General features: G+C 60.2%; 18 protein-coding genes. 10 read left to right on the forward strand and 8 right to left on the reverse strand.

All coding sequences use genetic code 11. The features are described 5' to 3' along the window. Positions 1–74 precede the first annotated feature (74 nt). Together IE061_RS10155 and nfuA are read right to left on the reverse strand one after the other, a co-directional pair. Complete coding sequence (locus IE061_RS10155; RefSeq protein ID WP_084123766.1) at positions 75–1,763, reverse strand: BCCT family transporter; 1,689 nt, start codon at positions 1,761–1,763, stop codon at positions 75–77. Between the two features lie 186 nt (positions 1,764–1,949). Continuing rightward, complete coding sequence (gene nfuA, locus IE061_RS10160) at positions 1,950–2,555, reverse strand: Fe-S biogenesis protein NfuA (protein ID WP_016913846.1); 606 nt, start codon at positions 2,553–2,555, stop codon at positions 1,950–1,952. Positions 2,556–2,790: 235 nt separating this feature from the next. Here nfuA and metH point away from each other — a divergent pair, with 235 nt between their 5' ends. From metH to IE061_RS10180, 4 genes are all read left to right on the forward strand, one after another. Continuing rightward, positions 2,791–6,486 (forward strand): methionine synthase, encoded by a 3,696-nt coding sequence (gene metH, locus IE061_RS10165; protein WP_193461547.1) that lies wholly within the window; start codon positions 2,791–2,793, stop codon positions 6,484–6,486. A gap of 29 nt (positions 6,487–6,515) precedes the next feature. Then, positions 6,516–7,805 (forward strand): MATE family efflux transporter, encoded by a 1,290-nt coding sequence (locus tag IE061_RS10170; protein WP_230478434.1) that lies wholly within the window; start codon positions 6,516–6,518, stop codon positions 7,803–7,805. Positions 7,806–7,943: 138 nt separating this feature from the next. Further along, positions 7,944–9,602, forward strand: coding sequence for a nitrite/sulfite reductase (locus IE061_RS10175; protein ID WP_193461549.1), 1,659 nt, complete (start codon positions 7,944–7,946; stop codon positions 9,600–9,602). Then, positions 9,589–10,131, forward strand: coding sequence for a DUF934 domain-containing protein (locus tag IE061_RS10180; RefSeq protein WP_039177925.1), 543 nt, complete (start codon positions 9,589–9,591; stop codon positions 10,129–10,131). Before IE061_RS10175 ends, IE061_RS10180 begins: the two co-directional genes overlap by 14 nt. Before the next feature lie 58 nt (positions 10,132–10,189). Here IE061_RS10180 and smrA read toward each other — a convergent pair whose 3' ends face one another. Then, positions 10,190–10,780, reverse strand: coding sequence for a DNA endonuclease SmrA (smrA, locus tag IE061_RS10185; RefSeq protein WP_016913852.1), 591 nt, complete (start codon positions 10,778–10,780; stop codon positions 10,190–10,192). A 137-nt stretch (positions 10,781–10,917) separates the two neighbouring features. Here smrA and IE061_RS10190 point away from each other — a divergent pair, with 137 nt between their 5' ends. The 3 genes from IE061_RS10190 to IE061_RS10200 are packed head-to-tail and all read left to right on the forward strand — an operon-like array spanning position 10,918 to position 12,481. Next, on the forward strand, positions 10,918–11,463 hold the full coding sequence (locus IE061_RS10190) for a gamma-glutamylcyclotransferase family protein (RefSeq protein ID WP_193461550.1): 546 nt from the start codon (positions 10,918–10,920) through the stop codon (positions 11,461–11,463). Next, entirely contained in the window at positions 11,460–12,089 is a 630-nt protein-coding gene (gene wrbA / locus IE061_RS10195) for an NAD(P)H:quinone oxidoreductase (RefSeq protein ID WP_039177921.1), read from the forward strand. Before IE061_RS10190 ends, wrbA begins: the two co-directional genes overlap by 4 nt. Further along, entirely contained in the window at positions 12,086–12,481 is a 396-nt protein-coding gene (locus IE061_RS10200) for a DUF2069 domain-containing protein (RefSeq protein WP_039177918.1), read from the forward strand. Before wrbA ends, IE061_RS10200 begins: the two co-directional genes overlap by 4 nt. Before the next feature lie 2 nt (positions 12,482–12,483). Here IE061_RS10200 and IE061_RS10205 read toward each other — a convergent pair whose 3' ends face one another. Further along, complete coding sequence (locus IE061_RS10205; protein ID WP_096922984.1) at positions 12,484–13,176, reverse strand: cytochrome b/b6 domain-containing protein; 693 nt, start codon at positions 13,174–13,176, stop codon at positions 12,484–12,486. A 165-nt stretch (positions 13,177–13,341) separates the two neighbouring features. Between IE061_RS10205 and pdxH the strand changes: the two genes are divergently transcribed. Beyond that, positions 13,342–13,986: a pyridoxamine 5'-phosphate oxidase gene (pdxH, locus tag IE061_RS10210; RefSeq protein ID WP_096922983.1), complete on the forward strand. Its 645-nt coding sequence runs from the start codon at positions 13,342–13,344 to the stop codon at positions 13,984–13,986. Between the two features lie 56 nt (positions 13,987–14,042). Here pdxH and IE061_RS10215 read toward each other — a convergent pair whose 3' ends face one another. Next, positions 14,043–16,790, reverse strand: a complete 2,748-nt coding sequence (locus tag IE061_RS10215) for a bifunctional acetate--CoA ligase family protein/GNAT family N-acetyltransferase (protein WP_039177913.1) — start codon at positions 16,788–16,790, stop codon at positions 14,043–14,045. Between the two features lie 106 nt (positions 16,791–16,896). On the opposite strand from IE061_RS10215, the gene IE061_RS10220 reads away from it, so the two are divergent. Together IE061_RS10220 and IE061_RS10225 are read left to right on the forward strand one after the other, a co-directional pair. Then, the gene (locus IE061_RS10220; RefSeq protein ID WP_193461551.1) at positions 16,897–17,838 is read left to right on the forward strand and encodes a histone deacetylase family protein; all 942 of its coding nucleotides are present in this window, start codon (positions 16,897–16,899) and stop codon (positions 17,836–17,838) included. Positions 17,839–17,923: 85 nt separating this feature from the next. Continuing rightward, positions 17,924–18,556, forward strand: coding sequence for a helix-turn-helix domain-containing protein (locus tag IE061_RS10225; protein ID WP_039177909.1), 633 nt, complete (start codon positions 17,924–17,926; stop codon positions 18,554–18,556). A 27-nt stretch (positions 18,557–18,583) separates the two neighbouring features. On the opposite strand, the gene IE061_RS10230 is transcribed toward IE061_RS10225, so the two are convergent. From IE061_RS10230 to tusC, 3 genes are read right to left on the reverse strand one after another with little or no spacing between them, the layout of a single operon-like run. Further along, positions 18,584–18,934 (reverse strand): TusE/DsrC/DsvC family sulfur relay protein, encoded by a 351-nt coding sequence (locus tag IE061_RS10230; RefSeq protein WP_096922980.1) that lies wholly within the window; start codon positions 18,932–18,934, stop codon positions 18,584–18,586. A gap of 1 nt (position 18,935) precedes the next feature. Further along, positions 18,936–19,217, reverse strand: coding sequence for a sulfurtransferase complex subunit TusB (tusB, locus tag IE061_RS10235; protein WP_193461552.1), 282 nt, complete (start codon positions 19,215–19,217; stop codon positions 18,936–18,938). A 13-nt stretch (positions 19,218–19,230) separates the two neighbouring features. Beyond that, positions 19,231–19,593, reverse strand: coding sequence for a sulfurtransferase complex subunit TusC (gene tusC / locus IE061_RS10240; RefSeq protein WP_193461553.1), 363 nt, complete (start codon positions 19,591–19,593; stop codon positions 19,231–19,233). Positions 19,594–19,703: the final 110 nt, after the last annotated feature.

Below are 19,703 nucleotides of genomic sequence, written 5' to 3' on the forward strand. Positions count from 1 at the left end.
ACAAGATAAACCTTACAAGATGAATCCAATGCAAAACGCCACCTCCAAGGAGGTGGCGCTCGCCAGCGGTTGGGTCATCCCTTGTCGGGAGCACCGCTCTCTTCAGGCACCTCCCAGCTACCCTCTTCTGTCCAAGGGTCGTTTTCCGGGAATTCCTCGATATTGATTTCCGGCTCATCGTAATCTGGCTGGTAGCGCAGGTCATAATGCGCTGCCCTAACCATCGATACCATGAGCAGTACGGCAATGACCAGCAGCGGCAGACCGCTGACGATACTGGCAGTTTGCAGCGTTTGCAGGCCGCCCAGAAACAGCAAGGACATGGGTAACAACGACAGCGTAAAGGCCCAGAACAGTCGGTGCCAGCGGGCGGGCTCCTTGTCCAGCTTCTTTTCAGCGGCAGACGACAGAATATAGGCAATCGAATCGAAGGTTGTGGCAGTGAATATGGACAGCAGTACCACGACCAGCAGCTTGACCAGCCAGGCAAACGGAAGCTCTCCCAATACAGCAAAGAAGGCAGCGTTGGCGGATTGTTCATTCATGACCTGGATGACATCCAAAGTGCCTGAAAGCTGCAGATAGAGGCCGTAGTTGCCCAGAATCATGAAAAACAGTGCACAGCCCATGGAGCCGAAAAAGATCGACCCGGCCACCATGGTCTTGATGCGCCGGCCTTTCGAAATCCGCGCGATGAACAAGCCCACCGTAGGAGCGAATACCAGCCACCAGGCCCAATAGAAAATGGTCCACGACTGATGAAAGCCGGTTTCTTCGAAGCCGCTCAAACTGCCGAAAGGTTCGGTCCAGGTAGCCATGCGAACGATATTGCTGAGCATCAGGCCGATCGAGTTCAGGCCGGTATCGAGGATGAACACCGTTGGCCCCATGATCAGGATGAAGAGCAGCAGCCCCAACCCCAGCCACATATTGATGTCCGACAGAACCTCGATGCCACCCTTCAAGCCGCGCCAGGCGCTGACGGCAAACAGGGCTGTCGTACCCAGCAGCACCAGTACCTGGCTCAGCGCGTTGGGCGTGAAGCCCAGTAGCTCGCCCACCCCTTCATTGACCAGCGGCACCAGAATGCCCAGCGACGTGGCACCGCCACCCAGCATGCCGAAGATGAACAGCACGTCGATGATGTTGCCCAGCCAGCTTCTGGCCAGCTTTTCACCCAGCACTGGGCGAATGGCTTCGCTGATTCTCAAGACCTTATGCTTGCGTACGTGCAGGAAATACGCCATGGGTAGCGCAGGCACCAGGTAGATCGACCAGGCGATAGGCCCCCAGTGAAACATGCCGTAGGTGGCTGCCCAGGCCGTCGCCTCTTCCGAGAAAGGCTCGAGATGAAATGGCGGTGCTTGCAGATAGTACATCCACTCCACCATGCCCCAGAACACTACCGAGCCACCGATACCTGCCGCAAAGAGCATTGCACCCCAGGAAAACAGCGAGAATTCGGGTTCGGTATCCACATCCCCCAGCTTGATCTGGCCAATGTCGCTGAACACGATGTAAAACATGAAGCCCAGAGAAGCTAGCCCCATGGCCAGGTAGAGCATACCGAAGTTGGTGGTGACGAAGCCTTGCGCCGCCATGACCCATACGCGTCCCATGTCTGGAAACAGCACCAGGGGGATCGTGACGGCCAGCAGCAGGCCCAGTGAACCAAAGAAGATGGGTTTATGAATGTTGGAAAAAGCGGATGACGTTTTGATGATCGATGCTCCCTGTTGTCGTTTCTCCTCTACAACAGTTATACACCTAGGGTCTGTTTCTCGCTATTTGCTGGCTAACATTTTTTAAACCGTGCCGCTATCTTGCCGTTGCAAGGTCATGAACAAGAGAGCCCGACAGTTGCCTGCCGGGCTCTAACACGCTTGCTACATACATCCAGACAAACAAATCAGCCTGGATTCAGCCCCTTTTCATGGGGCGACTATTTGTCAGCGGTAGTAGGCGTTGCTGGTATCGGTGTGGTCGGTGACGTCACGAATACCCGCCAGCTCGGGGATGCGCTCAAGCAGCGTTTTTTCGACGCCATCCTTGAGGGTCAGGTCGACCGCGGCACAGCCCTGGCAACCGCCACCAAAGGCCAGAATGGCCATTTTGTCTTCGGTCAGCTCGACCAGCTTGATCTCACCGCCGTGGGCCGCCAGCCCGGGGTTGATCTCGCTGTACAGGATATAATTGATGCGGTCTTCCAGCGGGCTGTCCGCATTGACCTTGGGCATCTTGGCGTTGGGTGCCTTGATGGTCAGCTGCCCACCCATACGGTCGGCATTGAAGTCCACCACGGCCTCTTCAAGAAACGCCAGGCTGTTCTTGTCGAGAAACACGTTGATCTTGTCAAGCTCGAGCTTGACGTCGGTGGGCTCTTCTTCACCCGGGCGGCAGTAGGCCAGGCAGGTTTCTGCATAAGGCGTGCCCGGCTGGGTAATGAAAATACGCACGGCAATGCCTTCGACGTTCTGCTTTTCCAGCAGCTCGGCGAGGTAGCCCTGTGCGCTATCAGTGATGTCAATGCCCGGCGCTTCGATAGTCGTGGTCATAAGGGATGTTATCCTCCCGTGGTAGTGGCGTTGCCACTTCACATGTCATTTGTGCCTATGGTAAGCAAAACCACGTTGCGACACAATCCCGACCGTTTTAGTCGGCTATTGGGCGAGCGGCATGGCTTACTTGCTGCCCTTGCGAGCACCCTTTGGTATGATAAGCGCCGCTCACCCATGACGACGACAACAAGAATATCCTTTTCGACCGAGACGCTGGAGAACTTCCCCTGCCATGGCCGCTAGTGATTTGACTGCATCCCTTACCCAACGCCTGACCCAACGCATCCTGATTCTGGATGGCGGTATGGGTACCATGCTGCAGAATGCCCAGCTCAGTGAAGAGGATTTTCGTGGCGAGCGTTTTCACGACTGGCCTTCCGATCTCAAGGGCAACAACGACCTGCTGGCCCTGACCTGCCCCGACGTGGTGGCCCGTATCCACCGCGACTACCTGCTGGCAGGCGCCGATATTCTAGAAACCAACACCTTCAACAGCACACGACTTTCCCAGGCCGACTATGGCATGGAAGACCTGGTGCCCGAGCTGAACAGGGAGTCTGCCCGGCTGGCCAGAGAGGTGTGTGATGCCGTGGCCGCGGAAACCGACATCCCCCGCTATGTGGCAGGCGTGCTGGGGCCTACCTCGCGTACCGCATCGCTGTCGCCGGACGTCAACGACCCCGCCAAGCGCAACGTGACCTTCGACGAGCTGCGCGAGAATTATTACGAAGCCGCCAACGCGCTGATCGAGGGTGGTGCCGATCTGATCATGATCGAGACCATTTTCGACACGCTCAATGCCAAGGCCGCCATTTACGCACTTGAAGAGCTTTACGAAGACCTGGGCCGTCGTTTGCCGATCATGATTTCGGGGACCATCACCGATGCCTCCGGGCGCACCCTGTCAGGGCAGACCACCGAAGCCTTCTGGAACTCCATTCGCCATGCCCAGCCCCTCTCGGTGGGCCTCAACTGTGCGCTGGGCGCCGAGGAACTGCGCCCTTACCTGGAAGAGCTGGCCACCAAGGCAGATACCTTCGTGTCGGCACACCCCAATGCGGGCTTGCCGAACGAGTTCGGCGAGTACGACCAGACGCCAGAAGAGATGGCGGCCATCGTGGGCGAGTTTGCCCAGAGTGGCTTGGTCAACATCATTGGCGGCTGCTGTGGCTCGACGCCGGAACATATCCGCGCCATTGCCGAGGCCGTTCACAGCATGGCGCCCCGTCAGGTGCCCGAGCGCCGTCGCGCCTGCCGCCTGGCGGGCCTGGAGCCTTACAACATCGAGGCCGACTCGCTGTTCGTCAACGTGGGTGAGCGTACCAACGTGACCGGCTCGGCCCGCTTCAAACGCCTGATCGTCGAAGAGGACTTCACCACGGCGCTGGAAGTGGCGCTGGAGCAGGTCGAGAGCGGCGCGCAAATCATCGACATCAACATGGACGAAGGCATGTTGGAGTCGCAGGAAGCCATGGTGCGCTTCCTCAACCTGATTGCCGGGGAGCCTGACATCGCCCGGGTGCCCATCATGATCGACTCCTCCAAGTGGGACATCATCGAGGCGGGCTTGAAGTGCGTGCAAGGCAAGGCGGTGGTCAACTCCATCTCGCTCAAAGAGGGTGAAGCGGCGTTCCGCGAACAGGCCACCAAATGTCGCCGTTTTGGTGCGGCGATCGTCGTGATGGCCTTCGACGAAGAGGGCCAGGCCGATACCTTCGCCCGCAAGGTGGAAATCTGTGAACGCGCCTACCGCCTGCTGGTCGACGAGATAGGCTTCCCGGCGGAAGACATCATCTTCGACCCGAATATCTTCGCCATCGCCACCGGCATCGAGGAGCACAACAACTACGCCGTCGATTTCATCGAGGCCACCCAGTGGATCCGTGAGCACCTGCCCCATGCGATGATTTCCGGCGGCGTCTCCAACGTGTCGTTCTCGTTCCGTGGCAACAACCCGGTGCGGGAAGCCATCCACTCGGTGTTCCTCTACCACGCGATTCGCGCCGGGCTCACCATGGGCATCGTCAACGCCGGCCAGCTGGCGGTTTACGATGATCTGCCCGCCGAACTGCGTGACGCCGTCGAAGACGTGGTGCTCAACCGCCGCGATGATGGCACCGAACGGTTGCTGGACATCGCCGACAAATACAAGGGAGATGGCAGCGGCGCAGCCAAGAAGGAAGATCTGGAGTGGCGCAGCTGGCCGGTCAACAAGCGCATCGAGCATGCGCTGGTCAAGGGCGTGACGGCGTTCATCGAGGAAGATACCGAAGAGGCCCGCGCCCAGGCTGAACGCCCCATCGAGGTCATCGAAGGCCCGCTGATGGATGGCATGAACGTGGTCGGCGACCTGTTTGGCGCGGGCAAGATGTTCCTGCCCCAGGTGGTCAAGTCGGCCCGCGTCATGAAGCAGGCGGTGGCGTATCTGATCCCGTTCATCGAAGCGGAGAAAAGCGCGGAGACCCAGGCCAAGGGCAAGATCGTGATGGCCACGGTCAAGGGCGATGTCCACGATATTGGCAAGAACATCGTCGGCGTGGTGCTGCAGTGTAACAACTACGAAGTGATCGACCTGGGCGTCATGGTGCCCACCGAGAAAATTCTCCAGGCCGCCATTGACCACAATGCCGATATCATCGGCCTGTCGGGCCTGATCACGCCTTCGCTGGACGAAATGGTCCATGTGGCCAAGGAGATGCAGCGACGTGGCATGAACCTGCCGCTGCTGATCGGCGGTGCGACGACCTCCAAGGCGCATACCGCCGTCAAGATAGAGCCCCAGTACGACCACCCGGTCATCTACGTCACCGACGCCTCCCGCGCCGTTGGCGTGGCCGGCAAGCTGCTGGCGCCCAACCTCAAGGCGGCCTACGTCGCCGAGATTCGTGAAGAGTACGAAAAGGTCCGCGAGCGCAACGCCAAGCGTCGCCCCAAAGCCGCCGACCTGGACTACACCCAGGCTCGCAAGCGGCGCTTCCGCACCGACTGGGCCACGCATACCCCTGTGGCCCCCCGGCAGCCGGGTTTGATGACCTTCGACGATTACGACTTGAACGAGCTGGTGGAGCGCATCGACTGGACGCCCTTCTTCATGAGCTGGCAACTGGCCGGCAAGTACCCGAAGATTCTCGACGACGAGATCGTGGGTGAAGCGGCGCGCAGCCTGTTTGCCGACGCGCAGTTGATGCTGCGCAAGCTGATCGATGAAAAACGCGTGCAGGCGCGGGGTGTGATTGGCCTGTGGCCTGCCAACAGCGTGGACGACGATGTCATCGAAGTCTATGCCGACGAATCCCGCACCCAGGTCGTCGAGCGCCTGCATCATATACGTCAACAGACCACCAAAGGCCGTGACGGCATCTGTTACAGCCTGGCTGATTTCATCGCCCCCAAGGAGAGCGGCAAGGACGACTGGATCGGGGGCTTTGCGGTCACCACGGGCCATGGTGTGGATGAGCTTTCCAAAGCCTATGAAGCGGCGGGAGATGACTACAATGCCATCCTGGTACAGGCACTGACCGATCGTTTGGCGGAGGCCTTTGCCGAGCGTATCCACGAGCGGGTACGCAAGGAGTTCTGGGGCTACGTGCCGGAAGAGACGCTGGACAACGAGGCCTTGATCGCCGAGAAGTACCAGGGCATCCGCCCTGCCCCCGGCTATCCTGCCTGCCCTGATCACACCGAAAAAGCCACGCTGTTCCGGCTGTTGGAAGCCGAAAAGAATACCGGGCTCGTGCTGACCGAGAATTTTGCCATGTGGCCAGCGGCGGCGGTGTCCGGCTGGTACTTTGCCCATCCGCAGTCGAAGTACTTCTCCACCGGCAAGATCACCCGTGACCAGGTCGATGCGCTGGCGCAGCGCAAACAGATGTCGCTGGAAGAAATGGAGCGCTGGTTGGCGCCCGTGCTCTCCTACGATCCGAGCTGATGTCGCCGGTTCGTCGTCAGAGCAAGGTCATGCGCCTTGCTCTCCCGGTTATGCTGGGCATGCTGTCACAGAGCATGCTCAACCTGGTGGATGCCGCGCTGGTGGGACACTTGGGAGAGGAGGCTCTGGCGGGCGTGGGGCTGGGTGGCTACGCCATGTTCATGATGACGGCACTGGTGTTCGGCCTCTCGTCCAGCGTGCAATCCCAGACCGCTCACGCTTTCGGAGAAGGCCGCACCGCGCCCACTGCCTTGCAGGCCGGGCTGCTCATCAGCCTGGGGGTAGGGGTTCCCTTGACCGCCTGGGCATGGTGGCAAGCCCCCTGGTGGATACAGCTGATCGCTCCCGCAGATGATGTCTCGCAGGTGGCCGTCGACTACTTTCGCTGGCGGGTGCTGTCGCTTGCGGTGATCGCCATGACCCTCTGCCTGAGGGGCTACTGGAACGGGCTTCAGCACACCCACCTGTATTTGCGTATTGTCGTAGCGGTGCATCTGGTCAACGTGCTGCTCAGCGCGGGGTTGATCTACGGGTTGGCAGGCTTGCCTGCGCTGGGCACCAATGGCGCGGCCCTGGGCACCAGCCTTTCACTGCTGCTGGGCCTGCTGGCCTGGGCCTGGGTAACGCTGCGGGCGCGCATTACGTGGCAGCCCTTGCCGTTGGCGGCCTTATGGCAAACCGTCCGGCTGGCCTTCCCCCACTCACTTCAACAGCTCTGGTTTGCCGCGGGCTATGTGGTGCTGTTCTGGCTGCTGGGGCGGTTAGGTACCTCCAGCGTGGCGGTAGGCCATGTGCTGGTGAACCTCTCTCTGCTGCTGATTCTGCCTGGCGTGGGTATTGGCGTGGCTGCCATGAGCCTGGTGGGCGAAGCCCTGGGGCGTGACGATCAGCGCGAGGCACATCGCTGGGGGCTGGACGCCCTTCGCGTCGCGGCCATGATGTTGAGTATACTGGCGCTCCCCATGCTGCTGTTTCCCGTGCAGATTCTGGGGATCTTTTTTACGGGTCCGGCGCTGCTCGAACTGGGGACACTGCCGCTACGCATTACCGCCGTGATGATCGTGCTGGATGCGGCTGCCCTGGTGCTGGCCCAGGCGTTGATGGGAGCGGGCGCACAACGTACCGTGATGTTGTTGACGCTGGGCATGCAGTGGCTGGTATTTCTGCCCTTGGCCTGGTGGGTCGGCATCGTCATGGGCTACGGGCTGGTCGGCGTATGGCTGAGCCAGCTATGCTATCGGCTGCTCAATTCCGGCAGTTTTTTATGGGTTTGGCAGCGACGACGCTGGCTGGCCCACGGCCTCAAGGCGAATGCCTGAGCGCTAACGCATTAATAGCATTTAACGATAAAAAGATAATTATATATTCTTTTGTAGAATATGACGCCCGCGTTAAGGTGGCGGCACAATACCGTCCGTCCCGACGTGACCATTTCGCTTTTAGCAGGATCGTGCCACATGTACCGTTATGATATTCACGACCAGACACTGGTCGATGAGCGCGTCGCTCAGTTCCGCGACCAGATGGAACGCTACCGCGCAGGGCGTTTGGGAGAAGAAGAGTTCCGCCCCCTGCGGTTGCAGAACGGGCTCTACATCCAAAAGCATGCCCCGATGCTGCGCATTGCCATTCCCTACGGCATGCTGGCGGGCTATCAGCTGCGCGCGCTGGCGGAGATCACCCGTCGCTACGACCGCGGCTATGGCCACTTCACCACGCGCCAGAATCTCCAGCTGAACTGGCCCGCCCTGGAAGACGTGCCGGACATCCTGGCAGAACTGGCCAAGGTGCAGATGCACGCCATCCAGACCAGCGGCAACTGTATCCGTAATACCACCAGTGACCAGTTTGCGGGTATCGCCAACGATGAAGTGGAAGACCCGCGCCCGTGGTGCGAGCTGATTCGCCAATGGTCGACGCTGCACCCCGAATTCGCTTACCTGCCGCGTAAGTTCAAGATCGCCGTCACCGGCGCCGCTCAGGACCGTGCAGCCATTCAGGTGCATGATATTGGCCTGCGCCTGTGGCGCAACGATGAAGGTGAGCTGCGCATTTCGGTACTGGCAGGCGGTGGCCTGGGACGTACGCCGATGATTGGTGACGTGGTCCGCCATGACCTGCCCTGGCAGCACCTGCTGACCTACCTGGAAGCCTGCGTGCGGGTGTACAACCAGTTTGGCCGCCGCGACAACAAGTTCAAGGCGCGCATCAAGATCCTGGTCAAGGCGCTGGGTATCGAAGAGTTCCGTCGCCGCGTCGATGAAGAGTGGGCCCACCTGAAGGATGGCCCGCAAACGCTGAACCAGGCCGCCGTGGATGCCGCCAAGATGCACTTCCCGGAGCCCGAGCGCCGTCCTGTCAGCGAGAGCGCCATCGACGCCTACGAACAGCTGCGCGGTGAAAACCGCAGTTTTGCGCGTTTCGTCACCAACAACGTGACCGACCACAAAGTGCCGGGCTACAAGGCCGTGACGCTGTCGCTCAAGCGCCGTGAGCACGCGCCTGGCGACGTGACCGCCGACCAGATGGACGCCGTTGCCGACCTGGCAGACCGTTACAGCTTCGGTGAAGTACGTGTTACCCATGAGCAGAACCTGGTGCTCTCGGACGTGCCCGTCGACGAGATCGAAGCACTCTGGAACGAGCTGGACGCGCTGGGCATGGCCAACCCCACGGTAGGCACGCTCAACGACATCATCTGCTGCCCCGGCGGTGATTACTGTGGCCTTGCCAATGCGGTGTCGATCCCCATCGCCCAGGCGCTCCAGGAGCGTTTCGAGGACCTCGACTTCCTTTACGACCTGGGGCCGCTGGACCTGAACATCTCCGGCTGCATGAACGCCTGTGGTCACCACCACGTTGGCCATATCGGCATTCTGGGCGTCGACAAGAAAGGCGAAGAGTATTACCAGATCTCGATTGGCGGTAACGCCACCGATGATGCTTCGTTAGGCAAGATTCTCGGCCCCTCCTTCTTCCGCGAAGACGTGCCGGGTGTGGTCGAGAAAGTGCTGGAAGTGTACGTGGCCGAACGCCACGAAGACGAGCGCTTCCTGGATACCTACCGTCGCATTGGCCTGAAACCCTTCAAGGAGCGTGTTTATGCCCAGCAATGACACTCAAGCCGAAGCGCTGCCACAGACGCCGGTGCACGTGGATCACCTGATCGAAGAAGGTGAATTGGCCGCAGAGAATGCCTGGTGCGTTTCCTACGATGCCGACGCGCTGCCCGAGCAGCGCCCTGCGTTCGTGCCGCTGGCGCTCTGGCAGGCAAACAAGGAAGATGCGGAACTGGCCCCCCTGCTGGCCAGTGATACCGAGCTGAATGCCGAGCTGGCCAGCACGCTCGATAAAGCACCTGCCGTTGCCGTCGATTTTCCTGCCTTTACCGATGGCCGTGGTTACACCATTGCCCGCCTGCTGCGGGAGCGTTACGGCTTCACGGGGGAAATTCGTGCAGTGGGTGACGTGCTGGTCGACCAGCTCGATTACATGCGCCGCTGCGGGTTTTCGACCATGGCCCTGCGGGATGATCAGCACCCCGAAGACGCCCTGCGTGCCCTCAACGCCTTCAGCGTTCGCTACCAGACGGACGTCGAAGAGCGTCAGGCGCTGTTCGAGAAGCGTTTGACCGCCAGCCACTAGGCGCGGCCATACGTTAAAAAAACGCCGACCGGGGCAGCCCCTGTCGGCGTTTTTGCGTTCAGCCGCGCCGTTTCTGCTGGCGCTCTCGATTGTGGGCCTTGGCGCGATCGCTCTTGCGCAGCATCACCCAGGTGGCGCCCAACCCGCCCTCCGACGGCTGGGCGGAGACATACGCCTGCACTTCGTCGAACTGGGTCAGCCACTTGGCGATATAAGAGCGTAATACGTTGGCTGGGCTATCCAGCTCGCGGCCACGACCATGCACGATCAGCACCGAGCGCAAGTCGTGGGCATAGGCCTCCTGAATGAACGGAAACAGCATGCGCCGGCACTCCGCCAAAGGTCTGCGCAGCAGGTGAAGCTGAGCTTGAACGCTGTAACCGCCGTGCTTCAACTTATCGACCACGCCTTGCTGGGTCCCCTCGCGGCGAAACTCGATGGGGTCGAAAGGAGGCAGCAGATCGACAAAATCATCGGACAGAAAATTGCGCTCATCGAAGCGCTGAGCGGCGCTCTCACGTCTGGCCAGCTGCGCCTCGGAGGGCGTTTGCCGCCGAGGGCCTGTATCGGCACGGTTTCGCTTGGCCAGCGGCGTTACCTCGCCGACCAGCGAACGGAAATCCAACTCATCCCGAAGTGACTGACTCATATCAGGCTCCTTTCGTCAGCTATAGAGTGCCACGCTATCTTCTACCATCGTAGCAAACCCCGCGATATTGCTTAAGACTTGTCTTGTGTCGTCACGCCGTTCAAGCTGAGAGATTTGCAACCTGAGGAGTCATGCCCATGGTTTGGGTCAAACGCGGGCTGTGGCTCATAGCGCTACTGCTGATCGGCATGGCCGGGTGGCTGTGGCTGACCATGCTGAGCCCCTGGTTTTATGAGCGCCCCGATACCGTGGCCGAGGTCGAGCCGCGCACGCATCAGGTGTTCGTCTACGGCACGCTGCGCTACTGGCCGGTGCGCTGGGTGGTCATGGGTGCGTCCGGCAATCCAAGTGAAGCACGGCTACCGGGCTTCGAACGCCGGGGCCTCGACCTGTCGCCCAACCCGGCGGCCCACGTGGAGGGGCTGCTGTTGACCGTGACGGCAGATCAGTTGGAAAGGCTGGACCGCTACGAACGGCTGGGAGTGCGCTATAACCGCATCAAACAGCCGCTGGCCAACGGGCAGCAGGCCTGGGTATACGTGCGCTTGCCAACCCTCGGGCAGCGTTGGCTTGCCCCTCCTGTCGACCTGGCCGCTCTGGTAACATACCCCACATCTTTGACGACGCCGCCAACCCCAGGAAGCGTCCTTACCCACTTCAGGCCCCTTCAGGAGCGACCATGAGCAGCGATGCTACTCCTTATGTATTGATTCTCTACTACTCTCGCTCAGGCGCGACGGCAGAGATGGCACGACAGCTGGCCGCAGGCGTAGAAAGCGTGGCAGGCATCGAAGCGCGCCTGCGCACGGTGCCGCCAGTATCGACCACCTGCGAGGCCGTCGACCCCGAGATTCCGCAAGAAGGCGCGGTTTACGCCACGCTGGACGATGTACGCCACTGCAGCGCGCTGGCATTGGGCAGCCCGACCCGCTTTGGCAACATGGCCGCCCCTTTGAAGTACTTCCTGGACAGCACCAGCAACCTCTGGATGAATGGTGCACTGATCGATAAACCCGCCTGTGCCTTCACCTCGACCTCCAGCCTTCACGGTGGCCAGGAGAGCACGCTGCTGAGCATGCTGGTGCCCCTGCTGCACCATGGCATGGTGTACGCAGGCGTACCCTACAGCGAAACCGAGCTGCTGAGCACCCAAAGCGGCGGAACCCCCTACGGGGCGAGCCACGTGGCTGGGGCTCGCAGTGACCGTCCGGTGGATGCCGACGAACGTGCGCTGTGCCAAGCACAAGGCAAGCGCATTGCCCGTCTGGCCCTGGCACTCGAAGCAATGCGCCGCAAGGAGGCATCATGAGACAGTGGCTGGATGGTCTGGAACAGCGCCATGGGCTGGATACGTTGACCCGTTACTCTCGCCAGCTGGTACTGGGGAGTTTCGCGCTACTGCTGCTGTTGGTCATCTATCGCGGGTTTTTCATTCAAGGGGACGACTTCAACTGGCGGCCGGTGGTGGCATTCATTCTGCCGCTGATACTGTTTCTGCCCTCGATCATTGGCCAGCGTGCGCGCGGCCATGCCTGGTTGGCCTTCGTCAGTCTGCTCTATTTCACCCAAGGGGTCATGCTGGCCACGCTGCCAGGGCAAGGTCTGCGCGGCGTTCTCGAAGCCATCGTGGCACTGGCGCTATTCACCGGCTGCATGGGCTACGCGCGTTTCCGTAGCCGTCAGCAGCATCTGAAAGGCTGATCTTACGCAAACCACAGCCAACCACTGACACCCGCCGCCACCAGCAGCGCACCGACGGCACACAGCCGTTGAGTAGTCGCCGAGTGAACGGCGGGTGCTTCATCCACAGGCGGCCGGGCAAAGCGTTTCACGCCGGTGACCATGGCCGCCATCAGCCCTTCCCCCTTGGCACCATGCAGCGCCACCCCCGCCACATGCACGCCGATCAATATCAACAGCAGATCACTGTTCAAGGCGTGTAGCCTGGCGAGATCGCGGCTCAGGTCACGTTCGACCCAGCCGTTCAGCGGCCCCTGAAAAAAGATGTCGTCACTCAGGAACAGGCCGCTGAGGGCTTGAAATCCCAGACTCAACAGCAGCAGCACGACCATCCAGCCGCCCAACGGGTTGTGGCTGGCATAGCGAGGCTCCTGGCGCTTCATCAGCGCACGGACATAGTCGGTGGTGCGCGTCGGTGAGTAGAGAAAGGTCGAGAAACGAGCGTAGCGGCTGCCCACCAGGCCCCACAGTACGCGGAAGACGACCAGTCCCAGAATCACGTAGCCCGCCTGCGCATGTACCTCGATGGGAAACAGAAACGGGGCTCCGTCGGTTTTGGTCGTGTAAAAGGCCAGGGCGACGGCGACCAGCAAGGCCAAGTGGCACAGGCGTATCAGCACATCCCACACTGCAATGCGTCTTGTCTGCTTCTGCATTCCCCGTTCCTCTGTCATGGTGCTGGCAAGGTGTCTCATTATCCACGTTGGTATCACAGTCACAAGCGTCGGAATCGGAGCGAGCCATGATCAATGCTTGAGCTTTACGCACAGACCAGCGAACATAACCTGCATACAACTGATGAAAGCAAGGGAGATCCACTCATGACACGTAACATTGCCGATGTCAGGCGCGACTATGAAGGTGGACGTCTGGAAGAGGCTGCCGCCCCCAGCGACCCGTTTGTACTGTTCGATGAGTGGTTCAGCCTTGCCCTGGAACAGGAAGGCCAGGATGGCAACGCCATGACCCTGGCCACGGTAGACAGCCAGGGACGCCCCCATGCTCGCGTGGTATTGCTCAAGGGCTTCGATGCCCAGGGCATGGTGTTTTTTACCAACTACCACAGCCACAAAGGCAGCGAGCTCAACAACGTGCCTTACGCGGCACTCACCTTCTGGTGGCCGTCGCTGTCACGGCAGGTGCGTATCGAAGGGCCTGTCCAGCAGGTTCCCGCGGCAGAGTCAGACGAGTATTTTGCCAGCCGACCTCGCGGCAGCCAGCTGGGCGCCTGGATCGCTACCCAGAGCGTGGTGATTCCTGACCGCAACTGGATCGAGGAGCGTCAGAAGCGTTTCGAGCAGGCATATGAGGGCCAGACGATTCCACGCCCGATTCACTGGGGAGGTTATCGAGTCAATCCTGAAATGATCGAGTTCTGGCAAGGCCAGCCAAGCCGCCTGCACGACCGCCTGCGCTACGAGCGCCGCGACGGTGGCGAGTGGAGCCGCTTCCGCCTGGCGCCCTGACGTTGCTTTCCATGTAACCTTGCCTGAGGAGGCCGCTCCTCAGGCAGTACCCGCCCTTAATCCGGCAGGCTCTCCAGGCGGTGGCGCTGCCATTCGCTATCTGGCTCGTTGAGTCTCAGCACGGCATCGATTACCTGCTCTTCCATATTATAGCGGCAGCGGAACCCCAGGTGCTTCATCAGCGCCCGCATGGGGTGGTTGTCCACCATGATCTTGCCGATCATTTCCAGGGTGCCGATGCTGGTGCAGTAATCGATCATTTTCTTCATCAGCAGGCTACCGATCCCCAGGCCCTGCAAATCATCGCGAATGATGATCGAGAACTCGGTGCGAATGTTGTCGGGATCGTTCCACACCCGCACCACCCCCAACATCTCCTTGCTGCCATCGTCGTGCTGATGTTCGGCAATGAAGGCCATCTGCCGATCATAATTGATATGCGAGAGAATCGAGAGGTCACGCTGAGTCAGGCTGGACTTGTTGTGAAAATAGCGAAAACGGATGCTCTCCTCCGACAGCTGCCGGTGAAAGGCGGTGATCAGCGGAGCATCTTCTGCGCGAATTGGCCGCACTTCCACCTGCCAACCGTTTTTCAGGGAGACCCATTCCCGCAGCTCTTCCGGGTACGGCATGATGGCGAACCGGGCGGGAGTGCCCAAATCCATGGCAAAATCCACCGCCAGCATGCCGTCACGGTTGAGCAACAGCGGGTTGAGCTCCAGGCCGCGCAGATCGGTCAGGTCGGAGGCCATCTGTGACAGCTTGACCAGCAGCTGGCAGAGCCGCTGGATGTCCCGCTCGGGGTCGGCAGAGTGTTCACGGATCAGCGAGGCAGCATGGGTGCGGCCAACCACATCCGAGGCCAAACTCATGTTCAGCGGTGGCAGCGCCACCTGCCTGTCCGCCAGCACGTTGACCTTGTAGCCCCCGATACCAAACACGATCAGCGGGCCGAACACCGGGTCTCGGGTGATGCCGGCACATATCTGCATGGAGTGCTTGCCCCGCTGCATGGGCTGAAGGCAGTACTCACGCACGCTGTGCTCGGGAAATTTCTCGCGGACCTTGTCTCCCAATTGGCGCACGCCATCGGCCACCTGCTGAGCGCTTTCGAGGTCCTGCAGCAGGCCTGCCGAAATCTTGTGGGGATGCTTTCGATAACGATAGGGCCGACAGTTGCCGTCGTGAATCACTTTCAACGCCTTGGGGCCCGGGAAGCGCTCTGCTACCTGCAAGGCTTCTTCCGGCGACTGAAGGTAGACACTTTCTGCCGTGGGGATGCCGTAGGCTTCCAGTACCCGGGCGGTTTCCGAGTGGGTCAGCGTTTGCCGCCCCTGCTCCTTGGCGTGTTTGATCAGGGCACGGCACTCGGCGCGAATCGCCGGACTGGTGGAAAACGGTAGACTGGGCGGAATTTCATGCAGCAGCGCCTGCACCCGCTGATAGTCGACCATGTGCATGAAAGCCTTGACCGCTTTTTCCGGTGACGTATAGGTAGGAATCCCCGCCAGATTACAGACATGGCGGGCGTTGAGGGCTTCCTTGAGCCCCATCCAACTGGTCAGCAGGTTGCGCTTGAAGGATTTGCGGTGATCGATCAGCGCCTGGGCAGTGGTCACCGAAGGTGCAAGCCGAGTGGGGGCGTGAACCACCAGTACCGCATCGACATTGGGGTCTGCAGTGACGATTTGCAGCGCCTCGACGAAGCGCTCCGGTGTGGCGTTGCCCCCCAGGTCTACCGGGTTTTCCCCCGGCTTGCTCATGTCGACCTGGCTCTTGTGCAGAGCCGCCTGGGTGTCGGCGTCGAACTCGGCCAGCGTTCCTCCGGCACTGATCAGCTTGTCGATGGCCAGCATGGCAGGGCCCAGGCCGTTGGACACGATGGCCAGGCGGTCTCCCCGCAGTGGTTTCATGCGTGACAGCGTTTCCAGCGCATCCAGCATCTCGTCCGAATCATTCACCCGTACCACCCCCGCCCTGGCAAAGGCAGCGTCGAACACTACGTCACGGTTCGCGATTCCTGGCGTCGGCGGCATGCCGGAAATATCCGATTGCGGGGTTCGGCCACTCTTGATGGCCACCACCAGTCGGTTGCGCGAGGCATCCCGCACGGAGGTCATGAAATGCTGGGCGTCGGTGACCCGTTCGAGGTGCAGCAGGATGGCCTGGGCCGGTGAGTACTGGTTCACGTAGTCGATCAAATCGGGCAGCAGCACATCGACGCTGTCACCCACGGTAATCAGATGGGAAAAGCCCACGTCCCGCCCCGCCGCCCAGTCGATCATCGCATTGGCCAGCATGCCGGACTGGCCCAGATACGCGACTCGCCCGGCCTTGATGGGTTGGCTGGCATAAGAGGCATTGAGTTTTTTACCTGGCACGATCAGGCCCATGCACTCCGGGCCCAGCACTCGGATGCCGGATTCCCGAGCGGCCTGCAGCATGCGTTGACGAATCGACCCCTTGTCGCCCTCCTCGCGGTCCAGATAGGCGCCGCCTGACAGTACCAGCGCGGCCTTGGCGCCGAACTTGCCCAGCTTACGGATCAAGCGAGGCACGCCCTCGATAGGCGAGCAGATGACACACAGGTCAGGGACTTCCGGCAGCTCGTCGACATTTCTGACGCATTTGACCCCAAACACGCTGTCGTAGCCTCTCAGGTTCACCGCCCATAGCGCACCTTTGAAGCCCGCCTCCTGCACGTTGCCCAACACGAGCCCACCCAGCGATTCAGGCTTTTCAGACGCCCCAAAAACGGCAATGGAGCGAGGCTCGAAAAAATGGTGCAGAAAGCGTGTGCTCACGAAGGCATCTCCTCTGACATGGGTCCCTACTGTGTACGACTTATTGACACTGTCGCGCAAGCCCCCGGGGCGATTAAGGTGGCTTTACCGTCACCGGAGCACTTGCATGATTACCGCCTACCTTACCCACCCCCATTGCGTATTGCACCACATGGGGCCGGAACATCCCGAAAGCCCTGAGCGATTGGAAGCCATTCGTGCACGCCTGTCGTTGAGCGGATTGCTGCAACAAACCATGCAGGGGGATGCCAAGGAAGCGGATGACGAAGCGCTTGCGCGGGTGCACCCCCTGCGCCACCTGAAAGCGCTGGAAAAGTGCGTGCCCGATGAAGGTATCGTGACGCTGGACAGCGATACCATGATGAACCCGGAGAGCCTGAAAGCGGCCAGAGTGGCGGCCGGAGCGGTGATTCGTGGTGTCGATCAGGTTTACAAACGGCAGGCAGACAACGTGTTTTGTGCGGTCCGACCCCCTGGGCACCATGCGGAAGCTGCCGACGCCATGGGCTTCTGCTTCTACAACAACGTGGCGGTGGGCGCTGCCCATGCCCGCGCAAAATATGGCGCTCGGCGTATCGCCATACTCGATTTCGATGTCCATCAGTGCAACGGCACCATCGATATTTTCAAGAATGACCCCGATGTGCTGGTCTGTACCAGCTTCCAGTACCCCTTCTATCCATGGCGTTACCTGCGTAGCGAGTGGCAGAACGTGGTCAACACCCCGCTGGAGGCCGGTACCGACAGCGCGGCGTTTCGCGGCGCCATAGAACGTCAGTGGCTACCGGCGCTGCATGCGTTCAAACCGGACCTGGTGATGCTCTCGGCGGGGTTCGATGCTCACCGCGAGGACCCCATGGGCGACCTATGCCTGGAGGACGAGGACTTTTACTGGGTGACGCACCTGGCCATGGAGATAGCGGCCCTGTATGCCGACAACCGCGTGGTCTCCGTGCTGGAAGGCGGCTATAACCTGACCTCGCTGGCCAGCAGCAGTGAAGCGCATCTCAAGGCCTTGTTGGGGTTGCCTTTCACCGATACGCCCTAGGGCGCCACCGCGCCCCTTTTGCCTGTGGTACCATGCGGCTTTCGTTGACGTTCTCTCTCATTGACGCTCTCACTACGTGACCTTTATGACCGCGACTTCCGAAGAGCATGCCGCGCTGCGCATTGCCTCAGGGCGAAAACCTTTTGTCGAACCGCTGCGCCTGGGTGAGCGGTTGAAGCAGATTCGTCTGGCCAACCAGTGGACCCTGGAAGATGTGAGCCAACGTACCGGCATTGCCCGTTCGACGCTGTCCAAGATCGAAAATGATCAGGTTTCGCCTACGTTCGGGGTGGTTCAGAAGCTGATCAGCGGTTTGAATATCGACCTGCCGCAGCTGTTTACGCCGCCCAAGCGTGAGCGTTACACCATGGGGCGTCGCGATCTTACTCGCAAAGGCAAAGGGCAGCTGCACCCCACCCCCACCTACGAACACGAGCTACTGGGGCATCAGTTGGCTCAAAAGCGCATGATCCCGTTCAAGACCATCGTGCGCGCCCGCAGCTTTGACGAATATCATCAGTGGGTGCGTCACGACGGCGAAGAGTTTTTGATGGTATTGCACGGCGATATCATGCTGTACACCGAGTTTTATGCCCCGTTGGTACTGGCAGAGGGTGACAGCATCTATTTCGATAGCGACATGGGCCACGCGCTGGTGTCGACCAGCCAGGACGATGCCGTGGTGCTCTCGGTCTGTACGCGTGGAGATCTGGTATAGCGCCTGCCATGGTCAGCAGGCGCATGCTCATAGGCAGTTGGTGGGCTTGGGCAAGCCGGCAATCCGCGCAATACGTTTCGGCGGGCTGCCAGGAAAGAGCGTCATCAGATAGATCGAGCGCCCTTTTTCTGCCCCCAGCGCCTGCGTGGTGGCCTTGACCAACGGTCGCATCGCAGGTGCCATCTCGTAACGGGCGTAGAAGTCTCGTACCACATGGATGATTTCCCAGTGTTCCGCTGTCAACGACATGCCTTCGTCGTTCGCCAGCCACTCCGCTACTTCTTCTGACCACTGGCCTTGCTCTACCAAGTAGCCCTCAGGGTCGAGTTGGATTGTTTTAGCTGAATCAAGATAACGGTATAAATCTTCATTACTCATATCAATACCACGTCAAGATCTGCGGGTGCTGTTCGGTCAAGCTGACAAACATTGGCATATCCGCCAACGGCTTGTCAGATGCATATCCACTCAACCCGCGGGCTACCACATCGTCATGCAGCGCCAGCACCTCCACGCCTTCCATGCGCCAGCCCTGCCAGGCATCGTGCAGCACGGCCTGAACGGCGTCTTCGATGAGCAGCACCGTGTCACCCGGGGAAACGACTGCCAGCATCTGGTGTGCGGCGCTGTGCTCAGTTGGTTTGTTGACTATATGCAGCATCGTATGTCGCCCATTAAAAGGTGAGTACCTGTTCATGACGTGCCAACAGCGCAGGCAGCTCCGCTGCTGGCAAGCACTTGACCCCTTCCCGCAGGTGATCGGGCGTCAGGCTCAGCTCGTCCAGCGCTTCTTGGGGCACCCACAGGTCGTTGATGTCGTACATTTCCAGCATGTTCATCGTCGGCAGCGTCGCTTTTTGGCCCGGCGCGCCAGCGCCCTGCTCCTTGAGCAGCGCAAACACCCCCTGCCCCATGAACAGCAGGCTTACCTCTTCACCAAATGCCGCCGCCACCAGGGCCACATCCAGCCCTTCACGCAAGGAGTTGGACGCATGGGGCCCATGACGAATGATCACCAAACGTTGAGAAGTGCTCATCAATGGCTCCTAGGGTGCGTTAACAATTGCTGATGGAGATCGGGCTGATTTAGAATATCAGCATTTTTCGGTGATCTATGCCTCGGCTAATGCTACGTGATGACCAATGG

The sequence above is a fragment of the Vreelandella hamiltonii genome (genome assembly GCF_014651795.1).
Taxonomy (GTDB): domain Bacteria; phylum Pseudomonadota; class Gammaproteobacteria; order Pseudomonadales; family Halomonadaceae; genus Vreelandella; species Vreelandella hamiltonii.

Bases quoted from the DNA above. Each gene is read 5' to 3' on its own strand.
- tusB (WP_193461552.1), bottom strand. From the start codon at position 19,217: ATGCTGCATATAGTCAACAAACCAACTGAGCACAGCGCCGCACACCAG.
- metH (WP_193461547.1), top strand. From the start codon at position 2,791: ATGGCCGCTAGTGATTTGACTGCATCCCTTACCCAACGCCTGACCCAA.
- IE061_RS10220 (WP_193461551.1), top strand. From the start codon at position 16,897: ATGATTACCGCCTACCTTACCCACCCCCATTGCGTATTGCACCACATG.
- IE061_RS10170 (WP_230478434.1), top strand. From the start codon at position 6,516: ATGCGCCTTGCTCTCCCGGTTATGCTGGGCATGCTGTCACAGAGCATG.
- IE061_RS10205 (WP_096922984.1), bottom strand. From the start codon at position 13,176: ATGCAGAAGCAGACAAGACGCATTGCAGTGTGGGATGTGCTGATACGC.
- IE061_RS10225 (WP_039177909.1), top strand. From the start codon at position 17,924: ATGACCGCGACTTCCGAAGAGCATGCCGCGCTGCGCATTGCCTCAGGG.
- tusC (WP_193461553.1), bottom strand. From the start codon at position 19,593: ATGAGCACTTCTCAACGTTTGGTGATCATTCGTCATGGGCCCCATGCG.
- nfuA (WP_016913846.1), bottom strand. From the start codon at position 2,555: ATGACCACGACTATCGAAGCGCCGGGCATTGACATCACTGATAGCGCA.
- IE061_RS10190 (WP_193461550.1), top strand. From the start codon at position 10,918: ATGGTTTGGGTCAAACGCGGGCTGTGGCTCATAGCGCTACTGCTGATC.
- IE061_RS10175 (WP_193461549.1), top strand. From the start codon at position 7,944: ATGTACCGTTATGATATTCACGACCAGACACTGGTCGATGAGCGCGTC.
- wrbA (WP_039177921.1), top strand. From the start codon at position 11,460: ATGAGCAGCGATGCTACTCCTTATGTATTGATTCTCTACTACTCTCGC.
- IE061_RS10230 (WP_096922980.1), bottom strand. From the start codon at position 18,934: ATGAGTAATGAAGATTTATACCGTTATCTTGATTCAGCTAAAACAATC.
- pdxH (WP_096922983.1), top strand. From the start codon at position 13,342: ATGACACGTAACATTGCCGATGTCAGGCGCGACTATGAAGGTGGACGT.
- IE061_RS10200 (WP_039177918.1), top strand. From the start codon at position 12,086: ATGAGACAGTGGCTGGATGGTCTGGAACAGCGCCATGGGCTGGATACG.
- IE061_RS10180 (WP_039177925.1), top strand. From the start codon at position 9,589: ATGCCCAGCAATGACACTCAAGCCGAAGCGCTGCCACAGACGCCGGTG.
- smrA (WP_016913852.1), bottom strand. From the start codon at position 10,780: ATGAGTCAGTCACTTCGGGATGAGTTGGATTTCCGTTCGCTGGTCGGC.